Source organism: Sinorhizobium meliloti, from assembly GCF_017876815.1.
Classification (GTDB): domain Bacteria; phylum Pseudomonadota; class Alphaproteobacteria; order Rhizobiales; family Rhizobiaceae; genus Sinorhizobium; species Sinorhizobium meliloti.
Map to the genome: position 1 here is coordinate 795262 of NZ_JAGIOS010000001.1, position 13608 is coordinate 808869.

The window sequence follows — 13608 nt, forward strand, 5'->3', positions numbered from 1 at the left end:
CGACATCAGGGCGTCGAAAGCGCCCGCTACCGTTCCGTGGAGGACAGCGTTCAATGAGCCCGAACCCGCTTCAGAAACCCGCGATCGACGCCGCACCTGCGCCCTTCGCCGACTTCGCACCGCCAGTCCGGCCGCAAAGCACGCTGCGCCGGGCGATCACGGCCGCTTACCGCCGCCCGGAAACGGAATGCCTGCCGCCTCTCGTCGAGGCGGCCACGCAATCGAAGGAAATACGGGACGCCGCCGCAAGCACCGCCCGCAAGCTGATCGAGGCGCTGCGCGGCAAGCATAGTGGTTCCGGCGTCGAGGGACTGGTGCAGGAATATTCGCTTTCGAGCCAGGAAGGCGTGGCACTCATGTGCCTTGCGGAAGCGCTGCTGCGCATTCCCGATACGGCGACGCGCGACGCGCTGATCCGCGACAAGATTGCCGACGGCAACTGGAAATCGCATCTCGGCGGCAGCCGTTCGCTCTTCGTCAATGCCGCGACCTGGGGACTTGTGGTCACCGGCAAGCTGACCTCGACGGTCAACGACCGCAGCCTCGCGGCGGCGCTCACGCGTCTCATCTCGCGTTGCGGCGAGCCGGTGATCCGGCGCGGCGTCGACATGGCCATGCGGATGATGGGCGAACAGTTCGTCACCGGCGAGACGATCCGCGAAGCGCTGAAACGTTCTAAGGAGCTCGAGGAGAAAGGCTTCAGCTACTCCTACGACATGCTCGGCGAAGCGGCGACCACGGCCGCCGACGCCGAACGCTATTACAGGGACTATGAGAGCGCCATTCACGCAATCGGCAAAGCCTCCGCCGGCCGCGGCATCTATGAGGGCCCGGGCATCTCCATCAAGCTCTCGGCGCTGCATCCCCGCTATAGCCGCGCGCAAGCCGCGCGCGTCATGGGCGAATTGTTGCCGAGGGTGAAGGCGCTCGCTCTCCTCGCCAAGAATTACGATATCGGCCTCAACATCGACGCCGAGGAAGCCGACCGGCTGGAACTGTCGCTCGATCTCCTCGAGGTGCTCTGCCTCGACGGCGATCTCTCCGGCTGGAACGGCATGGGCTTCGTCGTGCAGGCCTATGGCAAACGCTGCCCCTTCGTTCTCGACTTCATCATCGATCTTGCCCGGCGCTCCGGCCGGCGCATCATGGTGCGGCTGGTGAAGGGTGCCTATTGGGATGCCGAGATCAAGCGGGCGCAGCTCGACGGGCTCGCGGATTTCCCGGTCTTCACGCGCAAGATCCACACCGACGTCTCCTATATCGCCTGCGCAGCCAAGCTGCTTGCCGCGACCGATGTGGTGTTCCCGCAATTCGCGACACACAATGCCCAGACGCTCGCCGCCATCTACCACATGGCCGGCAAGGACTTTCACGTGGGCAAATACGAATTCCAGTGCCTGCACGGCATGGGCGAGCCGCTTTATGAAGAGGTCGTCGGCCGCGGCAAGCTCGATCGCCCCTGCCGCATCTATGCGCCTGTCGGCACCCATGAGACGCTGCTTGCCTATCTGGTCCGGCGCCTCCTCGAAAACGGCGCCAACTCCTCCTTCGTGCATCGCATCAACGACCCGAAGGTTTCGATCGACGAACTGATCGCCGACCCCGTCGAAGTCGTCCGCGCCATGCCGGTCGTCGGCGCCAAGCACGACAGGATCGCCTTGCCGGCCGAACTCTTCGGCGATGCGCGGACCAATTCCGCCGGGCTCGATCTTTCCAACGAGGAAACGCTTGCGTCGCTTACGGAAGCGCTGAGGGAAAGCGCGGCAATGAAGTGGACCGCCCTGCCGCAGCTCGCAACCGGCCCCGCTGCCGGCGAGACGCGGACGGTTCTGAACCCCGGCGACCATCGTGACGTCGTCGGCTCGGTGACCGAGACCTCGGAAGAGGACGCACGGCGCGCCGTGCGCCTTGCCGCCGACGCGGCGCCGGATTGGGCGGCCGTGCCGCCCTCCGAGCGGGCCGCCTGCCTCGACCGCGCCGCCGAGCTGATGCAGGCCCGCATGCCCACGCTTCTCGGGCTGATCATCCGCGAGGCGGGCAAATCGGCGCTGAACGCCATTGCCGAGGTGCGCGAGGCGATCGATTTCCTGCGCTACTATGCCGAACAGACGCGCCGCACGCTCGGCCCCGGCCACGGGCCGCTCGGCCCGATCGTCTGCATCAGCCCATGGAATTTCCCGCTGGCAATCTTCACCGGGCAGATCGCCGCCGCACTCGTCGCCGGCAATCCCGTGCTCGCCAAACCCGCGGAAGAGACGCCGCTGATCGCCGCCGAGGGCGTGCGCATCCTGCGTGAGGCCGGCATTCCGGCAAGCGCGCTGCAGCTTCTTCCGGGCGACGGACGCGTCGGTGCGGCGCTGGTCGCCGCGGCCGAGACCGCGGGCGTGATGTTCACCGGATCGACGGAAGTCGCGCGGCTGATCCAGGCACAGCTTGCCGACCGCCTTTCGCCCGCCGGCCGGCCGATCCCGCTGATCGCCGAAACCGGTGGCCAGAATGCGATGATCGTCGACTCCTCGGCGCTTGCCGAGCAGGTGGTCGGCGACGTGATCACCTCCGCCTTCGACAGTGCCGGCCAGCGCTGCTCGGCACTGCGTGTGCTGTGCCTGCAGGAGGATGTGGCCGACCGCATCCTGACGATGCTGAAGGGCGCGCTGCACGAACTGCATATCGGCCGCACCGATCGTCTTTCCGTGGATGTCGGCCCGGTCATCACATCAGAGGCGAAGGACAACATCGAGAAGCACATAGAGCGGATGCGCGGGCTCGGCCGCAAGGTCGAGCAGATCGGGCTCGCCTCGGAGACCGGAGTGGGCACCTTCGTGCCGCCGACGATCATCGAACTCGAGAAGCTTTCCGATCTTCAACGCGAGGTCTTCGGGCCGGTGCTGCACGTCATCCGCTACCGGCGCGACGATCTCGACCGGCTGGTGGACGACGTCAACGCCACCGGCTACGGCCTGACCTTCGGGCTCCACACGCGCCTCGACGAGACGATCGCGCATGTGACGAGCCGTATCAAGGCGGGCAACCTCTACATCAACCGCAACATCATCGGCGCGGTCGTCGGCGTCCAGCCCTTCGGCGGCCGCGGTCTTTCCGGTACCGGTCCCAAGGCCGGCGGTCCGCTTTATCTCGGCCGCCTGGTTACGACCGCACCGGTGCCGCCGCAGCACAGCTCGGTGCACACGGACCCGGTCCTTCTCGACTTCGCCAAATGGCTCGACGGCAAAGGCGCGCGCGCGGAGGCCGAAGCGGCCCGCAACGCCGGCAGCAGCTCGGCACTTGGCCTGGATCTGGAACTCCCCGGCCCCGTCGGCGAACGCAATCTCTATACGCTCCATGCGCGCGGCCGCATCCTCCTCGTGCCGGCGACGGAGAGCGGTCTATACCACCAGCTCGCCGCTGCGCTCGCGACCGGCAACAGCGTCGCGATCGATGCCGCCTCCGGTCTGCAGGCTTCGCTGAAGAACCTGCCGCAGACCGTCGGCCTGCGTGTCTCCTGGTCCAAGGACTGGGCCGCCGACGGCCCGTTCGCCGGTGCGCTGGTCGAAGGTGACGCCGAGCGCATCCGCGCGGTCAACAAGGCTATCGCCGCCCTGCCCGGCCCGCTGCTGCTCGTGCAGGCCGCATCGAGCGGGGAGATCGCCCGCAACCCGGACGCCTATTGCCTGAACTGGCTCGTGGAAGAGGTTTCCGCCTCGATCAACACGGCTGCAGCCGGCGGCAATGCCAGCCTGATGGCGATCGGCTGAGCGCGCCGATTGAACAAAGGGCTGCCCCTCTCCTCGGGTTTAACCCGAGGACTAACCCTCTCCCCGCAGGCAGGGAGAGGGAACGAGTAGGCCGCGCGTTCGATAAAATGGTGCGCTGGAGGGCGCCGCGTGTCCCTTCTCCCCGCCTGCGGGGAGAAGGTCGCGGCAGCGGGTTGAGGGGCAGACGCCGGCTGCCCCCTTGGCCTAACGATCGGGAATCCGCTATCAAGCTCGAAACGGACAAAGCGGATGTTCACGCTCCAACGCATCGAGACCTCGGCACAGGAAATCAAGAAGAGCCGCTTCCTGGCGATTGCCGGGCCGATCGAGGACGAACTGTCGGCCAAAACCTTCATTGCCGCCCGCTCGGATCCTGCGGCCAACCACAATTGCTGGGCCTGGCGGGCCGGCCAGAGCTATCGCTTCAGCGACGACGGCGAGCCAAGCGGGACGGCGGGCAAGCCGATCCTTGCAGCGATCGACGGTCAGTCGCTGGACCGCGTCGCCGTGGTCGTGACACGCTGGTTCGGCGGCGTCCTGCTCGGCAGCGGCGGACTGGTCCGTGCCTATGGCGGCACTGCGGCGCTTTGCCTGCGGGCGGCGGAAAAGATCGAGCTCATCGAACGACAGCGTGCCGAGATCGCCTGCGACTTCGCCGATCTCGCGCTCATCAAGGCGCGGCTGGCAGCGCGCGGCGTGTCGATCGCCTCCGAGACCTTCACCGGCACCGGCGCAGTGCTGTCGGCCGAGATACGGCAAGACGCGGTGGACGACGTGCTCACCCTCGTGAGCGATCTCACTCGCGGCAAGGCGCTGGTGACACTCTGCGACTGACGGGAGCTTTCATCTGCGCCACTATCGTCATAGTTATGCGGACGACACGGAGCTGAGTTCCGGCATCAAGATGGAGAGGATACATTCGATGAAAACAAGGATCTTGGGACGAACGGGCGCCACGATTTCGGAGATCGGTTTCGGCGCCTGGCAGATCGGCGGCTCCTGGGGCGACGTCAGCGAGGAGGATGGCAAGCGCGCGCTCAATGCCGCCCTCGACAGCGGCATCACCTTCATCGACACGGCGGACGTCTATGGCGACGGGCGTTCCGAAAAAATCATCGCCGCGGTGCTGCAGGAACGGGGCGGAGAGAAACCATTCGTCGCCACGAAGGCGGGCCGCCGGCTCAATCCGCCCTGGCGGAGGGCTATACGGGCGCCAATATCGAGGCCTTCATCGACCGCAGCCTCGCAAATCTCGGCGTCGAAACGCTTGATCTCGTCCAACTCCACTGCCCACCGACGGAGGTCTACTACCGGCCCGAGGTCTTCGGCGCGCTCGACCGGCTGGTGACCATGGGCAAGATCCGCCATTACGGCGTCTCGGTCGAGAAAGTCGAAGAGGCCCTGAAGGCTATCGAATATCCAGGCGTCGCCACGGTCCAAATCATCTACAACATCTTCCGCCAGCGGCCGCAGGACCTATTCTTCGCCGAGGCGAAGAAGAAGGATGTCGGCGTCGTCGTGCGCGTACCGCTCGCCTCCGGCCTTCTTTCGGGCAAGATCAGCAAGGACACCGTCTTTGCCGCCGACGACCATCGCAACTTCAACCGTCACGGCGAAGCCTTCGACGTCGGGGAGACCTTTGCCGGCGTGCCGTTCGACGTGGCGCTGCAGGCGGTCGACGAGCTTCGCACGCTGGCGCCCGCCAATGTGCCGATGGCGCAATTCGCCTTGCGCTGGATCCTCGCGCAGGACGCGGTTTCCGTCGTCATTCCCGGCGCCCGCAACGCCGCGCAAACGCAATCGAACGCCGCCGCCAGCGCCCTTGCGCCGATCGACGGCGCGACGCTCGCGGCAATCGCAGCGCTTTACGAGCGGCTCATCAAGGTTCATGTTCATCAGCGCTGGTGACAGATGAACCGGTAAGAGGCTGATGACGAGGGAGGCATTCGATCTCGAACGCTTCGTCGCGGCGCAGGAAGGCATCTATCCGGCCGCGCTCGCGGAGCTGCGCGCCGGCGCCAAGCGGACGCATTGGATGTGGTTCATCTTTCCGCAGATCGCGGGCCTCGGCCATTCGCCGACGGCGCAATATTATGCGCTGTCGGGCCTTGGCGAGGCGCAGGCCTATCTCGCACACCGGGTCCTCGGCCGGCGCATTCTCGAATGCACGGAAGCGGTCAATGCGGTCGGGGGGCGCAGCGCTCTTGATATCTTCGGCCGGCCGGACGATTTGAAGTTCTGCTCATCGATGACGCTCTTCGAAGCGGCAGCGCCTGATGTCGACGCTTTCACCCGGGCGATCGACCTCTACTTCGGCGGCGTTCGGGACTCGAGGACGATCGAGATTCTCGGCAAGAGCTGAACTGCGCTCAAAAGGACGCGGCCGCTCCCTGCGACAGGACGAGCAGGAACAGCACCGCACAGACCGTCAGGCCGGCGATGATGAGCATCAGTTCCTTCATCATATAGCGATACATCGCGTCCCTCCTTTGCGGACGGCGAGTGCTGCTCCAGCACCGCACGTCCTATTCGGCGTGCAAAGGTCGCTGTCGCGCTTCGCATTGCTGCATTCTTTGATCCTTGAACCGGTCAGGGCCCAAGCGAAGATGCAGCGGGTCTAATATGGGAATCCGGTTATGCGGCTTTAAGTTCCGCGCGAAGCACAAGAGTGTGAACGCTTCAGGCAAGCGCCGATGAAGCCTCGCAGGCACGCGCCGTTTAATCCCACCTCACCCGCCTGAAATGAGAGTTGCGAGCGCTGACCGAAACACTATCTCAGGAGTTCGTCGCGCCGGGACGCGGGCGGAAAGCCGCATAGAGTTTCCGTCCCGCGCTAAGGCGCCCTTCATCGCACAAACCATGCAGGAGCTTGCTCATGCTTGTCAGGCTGACCGTACAGACGATCGTCTGGTTCGGGTTCATCGGAGCCGTCCTCTTCCTCTCGGCCGGAACGCTCGCCTGGCCGGCGGCGTGGACCTATCTGTTCCTCATGCTTGCGCTTTCGTTCCTCGTCGGGCTCCTCCTTGCCCGGCACGATCCCGCGCTGCTCAAGGAAAGACTGGCTGCCCCCATCCAGGAGGGCCAGCCCCTGGCCGACAAGGTGCTCCTTTCGGTTATCCTCCTGTTCCTCGTCGGCGGCTTCGCCTTCATGGCGCTCGATGCCGCGAGATTCAAATGGTCTTCCATGCCGGTCTGGGTGCAGGCTCTGGGCGCGCTGCTCGTCGTCCTCTCCATCGGTTTCAGCTATCGGACATTGCGCGAAAACAGCTTCGCATCGCCGGTCGTCAAGGTGCAGACGGAGCGTGCGCAAAGCGTGATCACCACGGGACCCTATCGTTATGTCCGTCATCCCTTCTATACGGGCAGCCTTCTCTTCGTCGCCGCGACCTCTTTGTTCCTGGGCTCCTGGTGGGGGCTGCTCGTGGCACTCGGACTGGCGGCATTGCTCGCGATCCGGATCGGCATAGAGGAGAAGGCGCTTCGCACCGGGCTCGCCGGCTACGATGCCTATGCGGAACGCGTGCGCTACCGGCTCGTGCCCTACGTGTGGTAGCCGGCCCGGCCGTTCGCCGTTGACTCCTCCGATGATGAGAGGAGAATGTCATCTTCCGCGTCACTACAGTGCCCCGCGTCCTGCCGGACGCCCAAAAGCCGCTGTAGCACTTTGAAGCGCTGCATTTTTTTCGTGAGTCGCAACGGCTTGGGGAGACTGCAGCAGGATAGAAGAGGCGCCTACGATGACGATCGCCAGGAGACTTCAGGACTATATCGACAGCGAAGGGATCACCTACGACACCCTCGCCCATCACCGTACCGCAACCACCAGTCAGACTGCCGAAGCCGCCCATGTGCCGGGCAACAGGCTCGCCAAATCCGTGGTCGTTCACCACGAGATGGGCTATGCGCTCGCCGTCGTTCCGGCCACGCATCGGGTCGAGCTCTCCACCCTGCAGGACGTCATGAACCGCCGTCTCGGCCTCGCCTCGGAGGAGGAGGTCAGCGAGCTCTTCAACGATTGCGAGACCGGAGCCGTCCCGCCCATCGGCGAGGCCTATGGCGTGCCGGTCATCCTCGACGAAAGCCTCGACAGGGCAAACGATATCTATTTCGAGGGCGGCGACCACAGGACGCTCGTGCATATGAGCGGCACCAATTTCCGCAACCTCACGAAGGATGCGCGGGTCGCCCGGTTCAGCCATCCGTCGTAAGCCGGGCCGCTTATCGGCGGCGGGCCATATCGGGGCTCACTGGGCGATCGCCGTCGTGGATATGGCGATGCAGGACGCGCTTCCCGCGGGAATGAGCATCCCCTGCCCCTGGCCCTTGCCGAGGTTGTATGTCTGGACGCCCGAGAGCGTATCGGCCGCGGTGCTGCCCGGGGGCAGGAGCGGAAGGACATCCTTGCATGCCCTGGGGAAGGGCGCCACGCGCAGCATTGCGCCTTCACACCCGCCCTTCGGCAAGGGAGCCGCGAAGACGAAACCGCCCGCCGGACCTTCGTAGCCGGGGGTCTTGTAGCTGAGGCCGACGATCGCCTGGATCATATGCTCGTCCGCCTTTTCGGCGTTCCAATGGGAGCGGACGGCATATTGCGACCCGGTCACCAGCATTTCGCCCAGCAGCGGAAATGCCGTCGTGCATCTTTTCATGCCGGCCTGCTTTATGTGATCGGCGAAAACGTTGCTCGGCACCTTGGCCGGCGTCTCCGCGGCCCGGACCGAGCCATCGGCGGATTGAGCCAGACCGATCACGCCCTGAAAATACAAGAGAGCGACGGCGGCGAAGCCGAGAACGAGGGTGCCCAGGACACCGAAGAACATTCTGCGCCAGAGGTGCTCCCCGGCAGGAGTCTGTGGGAATGAAGCTCCGCCGGTCTGCGGCCGGCGGAGCCGGTCGTTTGCATCTGTCTCGGTCATGAGGTCTGCACTTCTACTCTATGGCCTCCAGTGCCGGGTTCAGGCCCTTCAGAGGCAGGTTGATGCTGATGGTTCCGTCGCCCGTGCCGTAGGAGACCCCGACCGTCGCCTCCCGGGCGATGTTGTCACGCAGGATGGGGCCTACCGGCACCGTCGCCAGGCAGACGCCGCGGTCGCAGCTTTCCACCTCCACCTCGACCGGCTTCTTGCGGTCGGGGAACGAAAGGCTCACTCTCGACCCCTTGCCGGCGGCCGGAGGCACCCTCAGGATCATCATCGGCCTGCCTTCCGCGGTTGCGGCGAGCGACCAGCTGAAAATGCTTTTTCCGGACTCGTCGGCGACGTTTTGCGTGATGTTGCAGATCTTCTGCTTCGTCTTGAAATTCTCGTCGCAAATGAGCGTCCAGTTTCCGAAAGGATGGATGACGCGGCGATACATTCCGATCGGCACATCGGGCGGAACGGCCACCTCGGAGGGCTTTATCCGGTAGCGAGGGGCCGTCTCCCCCTCCTGTCCGACGGAGGCGCCGGCAGACAGGATGAAACCGGTGACGGCCGCCAGGCCGCCGGTGAGGCGCCCCATCGTCCGGCTCAGTTGAGCGTGATGCTGAGGCCGGCACCGACACCGACGTTCCCCCCGGCCGCAGCACCGGTCAGGTTCGCCCGGACGCGTCCGTCTTCGCTGGTGTAGCCGGCACCGAAGGCGAGCGCCCCTTCGCTTCTCCAGAAGCCGCCGCCGAGCGCCACGCTCAGCTTGCCCGGCTCATTGTCGAAGCGCAGCGAGGCCGCCGCAAGTCCGATGGCGGCGGCTTGCCGCGCTTCGCTCCGAACCTGCCCGATCTCGCCCGAGAGCTGCGCGAACCGTTGTTGCGCATAATTGTTCACCGCGCTCACCTTGGTCTCGATAACCTGGTCGGTGTAGATGGCCGCCTGATCGATCGCCCACTCGGTCTTTTCGTCCGTGTAGCTCTTGCTTTCCGCGACGCTTTCGTCGAGCTGGCCGACATTGACGGCGTCGGTCGCCTTCACGCCCTTGGCCACATTGGCGATGAGCACCGGCTTGTCGGGATCTCCTCCCTCGAGCGTCAGCGTGTTGAGCCTCTTGCCGGCAGCGTCGGTATCATAGACGGCAGCGTTCTCCAGATCGCCCTGGAAGCTCTCGATATAGGTTACGCGGCTGTCGATCTCTTTCACTTCGGTATCGAGCCGATCGACCTTCACGTTCGTGGCGTAAAGCTGGCTGCCGTTGACCGCGTCGGTCGAGTTCGCGTTCAGGTCGCCCGCGGCGACATTGGTGATCTTGGTGCCGTTAGCCCCCTCCAGCGTCAGGGTGCCCTTGCTTTTGTCGTCATAGCCGACGCCATTCGCAGTGGCATTCGCAACGACGTCGAAGAGCTGGCCGCCGTTGACGGCATCCTTCGAATCCTTCGCCACCGTACCGTTTGCCACATTCGTGACCTTCATGCCGCCGGCATCGATGCCATCGGTCGTGACGCTCGGCCCCCCGGTGATGACCAGGCCGTTGCTGCCGAGCATGGTGCTGCCGATCACGATCGAACCGCCGGTGATAACAGTGGTCGGCGCATTCGGATCGGCGGGATCGGCACCCACCGTGATGCTTTCGGAGACGTCCAGATCGTCGGCCAGGTCGAAGCTCACGGTGTCGCCGGTCTCCGCCTTGCTGACGACGATATTGCCGTCGCCGCTGCGAAGATCCACCGTCTCGCCCGGCGCGACATTGGACGCGTTCGCACCCTGCGCCGAGAGGCTCCAGCCGGCACCGGCCGTGCCGCCCACCGCCGCCAGCGCGTCGCCGACATTGCTGTAGTCGGTGCCGCCGATCGTGTATTTCGGGGCGATCCACTCATCCTTGACAGGGTCATAGGCGGCTCCCCCGCCCAGGGCGACGGCCACGTTGGATACGCGGCTGCGAAGCCCGAAGAGCTGGCTGCCGTTGACGGCATCGGTCGATGCCGCGCTCAAGGCGCCGGGCGCAAGATTGGAGATCCTGGTGCCGCCCATGCCCCCGGCAAGGGTCACGCTATCGAGGTTGAGTTCGCCCTCATCGATCACGCCATTCGTATTGGCGTCGGTCCAGTCATATTTGACCGCCCGCTGGTCGGTATTGCCCGATGCGGTCTCGACTTGCCTGAGCTGGGAAAAGTTCACCGCGTCGGTGTCGGCCTCGCCCGCAGCGACATTGGTGATTTTGCCGGCCGCTTGGATGCCCGCCGCCGTCACGCGCGGGCCGAGCGCCGTGTCCTCCCCGTTCGCGTCCTGCGTCGTGAAGCTCAGGCCGTTCTCGTCCAGCACCGTGGATGCACCCGTGTCGGGATCTCTCGCCGTCACCCTGTTCACCTCGATCTCATCGGCCAGATCGATGCTCACGTCGTTGCTCAAGATCTGATTGCTGATCACGATATTGCCGTCGCCGCCTTTGAGGACCAACTCGTCGCCCGGCCCGATGCCGTCGATGCTGCCGCTGTCCGTCGTGAGCTTCCAGCCTGTCTTGGCGATCGTCTCGACCGATTTGAGCTGGGCCACGTTGGCGGCATCGGAGTCGGCCGTGCCGGCGGCGACACCTGTGATCTGGCGGTAGACGCCGGTTTCGGCGTCCGGATTGCCGACGGCGACCGCGCCGCGCGTGCTCTGCGTCGCCTCGATGGCGTTTTGGTCGGCCGTCGAGGCCCCGCCCGGCACATAGCCCGCCACGTCGGCACCCGTATCCGAAACCGAGCCGGAACCCAGCGCCACGCCGCCGACTTCGGTGACGTCGGCACCATTGCCGAGCACGAAGGCATCGGACACATCGATATTGTTGCCGTTGCCGATGACGCGGCTGCCATCGGCGGCATCCGCCAATGTGTTGTCGTTGCCGAAGGTGCCGGCGTTGTCGGCGGCGATGGTGTTGTCGTTGCCCAGCGAGTAGGAGCCGGTACCGGTGATATCGGTCGGATCGCCGATGGCGCCGCTCGAAGCGCCGCTGACGGTATTTCCGACGCCGATGCTGATGGACTTCAAACCGGAAGCCACGGCGCCGGTGCCGATTGCGATGGCTTCATCGGCGCTCGCCAGCGCCTCATTGCCGATGCTCACCGCGTCACTGACCACGAGGTCGGCGCGCACGGCGGTCTCATGTTCGCTCTCGGAAAACTGGATTCCCGCATTGGTGCCTATGGCGACGTTGTTATCGCCTTCCCGGGAACCGCCCGCCGAATCGCCGATCGCTATGTTTGACGACCCCTTCACCTTCTGACTGGCCGCAACGCCGAGGGCGACATTGTTCTGACCGGAGGTGGAACCAGTCCCTGAACCTGTGCCGATCATGATATCGCCCGCCGATCCCGACGTGGCTCGGGTACCGATGCTGATGGAATCGTTCAGGGAGGTACTGCTATTCCAGCCTATGCTGATGGACCGGTCGTCGTTGGCCAGCGCATCCGTGCCTATAGCGACGGCGTCGCGCGCACCGCCGTCCGCCTGCGCCGGATCGGCGGCCTTCGTTTTCGCACGCGAGCCGATTGCAATCGACCGATCCGCATTGGCTTCGTTTCTGGCACCGATAGCAATGGCCTCGATGCCCGGCGACTGATTGAAGGCTCCCAGGCTGACAGAGGTTTGCCCGCCTTTGATTCGGTCATTCCCTTCAAACCCGGCGTTGTTGACGAGGCCGATGCTGACCGATTCGTCGCCATCGGCCCAGCTTTCGGTACCGATACTGACGGATTTGTCACCCACAGCCTTGGCTGCATCGCCAATACTGACGGCTCCGCTGCTGGCTTGACTGCCCGTTCCGATGCTGACGGACCGGTCGCCGTTGGCCTTGGTATTGGTACCGATAGCGATGGCGTCGATCGCGGCCACGTCATCCGGAATATCTAGATTGGCTTCTTTCGTACTCGCGCGCACGCCGAAAGCGATCGACCGGAGACCGCCGGCTGTGGTTTCGGTACCGATGCTGATGGAGCCCTGCCCCAGGGCATTGTTGCCGGCGCCGAGGCTTAGGGATTGCTCGCCGCTGGCCACGTTGCTGCTGCCGATGCCGATCGAGAGTTTGCCTGTTGCCGTGTTGCCCGCGCCGATGCCGATGGATTGCTCATTGCCGGCCTGATTCTGTCTGCCGATGGCGAGAGACCGGTCGCCATTGGCCTGTGCATCCGTACCGATTGCAATGGCATCAGACGCGCCGCCCGGGTCCGCTTCGTTGGCCACCGTATCCGGGTCGTCGACTACCAGCGATTTCGTACGCGCACGCACGCCCATGGCGATCGACTGGGAGCCCCCGGCCTTGGTCTGCTCGGCCTCTCGCCAAGCGAAGGCATCATCTCCACCGATTGCGATTGCCCGAACATTGGCCGCGTATGCAGACTGCCCGATGGCAACCGATCCGTTTGAATTCGCGTAACTACCGTTACCGAATGCAAGTGAACCGCTGCCGGCCGAGACCGATTGGCGTCCCAGCGCCACAGAGTTGCTACCAAGCGATTGCGCGACTGAACCTATGGCAATGCCGGAAACCCCAGAAGAAGTCGCCAGGCCGCCGATCGCTATTGCTGAGGCCCCCGTCGCCTCGGCTGTAGATCCAAGGGCGGTTGCGCCAAACCCGGTTGCAACAGACCCAGAACCCACTGCAGTGGGGCAATAGTCCTTCGTGAAATCGATATCAGATGGGGTTCCCTGATTTCCATTACTGGCGATTGAAGTCGAGCAAGCGTTGCCCGTCGCCGCATCGGCGCCGGTCTCGTTGTTGTTATCGCCCGAGACTTGAGTGGACTTCGTCACCTGCTGCGCCGCGGCAATCGGCGCTAGACCGATCGCCATTGCCACTGCAACCGCGGCCCCTGTGACCCCGGACATCCAGCCGCCCCGCCCCGCCCCGGCGCCGGCCCCGAGCAGGCCACCTCCCCGGCCGCGGCCGAAGCCCGGCACCCGGCACG

At 64.9% G+C, this 13608-nt stretch carries 8 protein-coding genes and 1 pseudogene; 6 read left to right on the forward strand and 3 right to left on the reverse strand.

Annotation, left to right across the window (positions count from 1 at the left end; translation table 11 throughout):
• Window positions 1–53: 53 nt before the first annotated feature.
• The 6 genes and pseudogenes from putA (at window position 54) to JOH52_RS03900 (ending at window position 7963) form a co-directional block, all read left to right on the forward strand.
• Window positions 54–3755, forward strand: a complete 3702-nt coding sequence (gene putA, locus JOH52_RS03875; RefSeq protein WP_010968598.1) for a trifunctional transcriptional regulator/proline dehydrogenase/L-glutamate gamma-semialdehyde dehydrogenase — start codon at window positions 54–56, stop codon at window positions 3753–3755.
• A gap of 249 nt (window positions 3756–4004) precedes the next feature.
• The gene (locus JOH52_RS03880) at window positions 4005–4589 is read left to right on the forward strand and encodes an IMPACT family protein (protein WP_010968597.1); all 585 of its coding nucleotides are present in this window, start codon (window positions 4005–4007) and stop codon (window positions 4587–4589) included.
• Window positions 4590–4677: 88 nt separating this feature from the next.
• Window positions 4678–5663 (forward strand): annotated as a pseudogene (locus JOH52_RS03885) (aldo/keto reductase).
• A gap of 22 nt (window positions 5664–5685) precedes the next feature.
• Window positions 5686–6117, forward strand: a complete 432-nt coding sequence (locus JOH52_RS03890; RefSeq protein ID WP_010968595.1) for a DUF1810 domain-containing protein — start codon at window positions 5686–5688, stop codon at window positions 6115–6117.
• 513 nt (window positions 6118–6630) lie between these two features.
• The gene (locus tag JOH52_RS03895; protein ID WP_010968594.1) at window positions 6631–7308 is read left to right on the forward strand and encodes a methyltransferase family protein; all 678 of its coding nucleotides are present in this window, start codon (window positions 6631–6633) and stop codon (window positions 7306–7308) included.
• 184 nt (window positions 7309–7492) lie between these two features.
• Window positions 7493–7963, forward strand: a complete 471-nt coding sequence (locus JOH52_RS03900) for an aminoacyl-tRNA deacylase (protein ID WP_003531541.1) — start codon at window positions 7493–7495, stop codon at window positions 7961–7963.
• A gap of 36 nt (window positions 7964–7999) precedes the next feature.
• On the opposite strand, the gene JOH52_RS03905 is transcribed toward JOH52_RS03900, so the two are convergent.
• The 3 genes from JOH52_RS03905 to JOH52_RS03915 are packed head-to-tail and all read right to left on the reverse strand — an operon-like array spanning window position 8000 to window position 13528.
• On the reverse strand, window positions 8000–8671 hold the full coding sequence (locus JOH52_RS03905; protein WP_014528909.1) for a hypothetical protein: 672 nt from the start codon (window positions 8669–8671) through the stop codon (window positions 8000–8002).
• 13 nt (window positions 8672–8684) lie between these two features.
• The gene (locus JOH52_RS03910; RefSeq protein ID WP_010968592.1) at window positions 8685–9254 is read right to left on the reverse strand and encodes an invasion associated locus B family protein; all 570 of its coding nucleotides are present in this window, start codon (window positions 9252–9254) and stop codon (window positions 8685–8687) included.
• An 8-nt stretch (window positions 9255–9262) separates the two neighbouring features.
• The gene (locus tag JOH52_RS03915) at window positions 9263–13528 is read right to left on the reverse strand and encodes a YadA-like family protein (RefSeq protein WP_014528908.1); all 4266 of its coding nucleotides are present in this window, start codon (window positions 13526–13528) and stop codon (window positions 9263–9265) included.
• Window positions 13529–13608 lie beyond the last annotated feature (80 nt).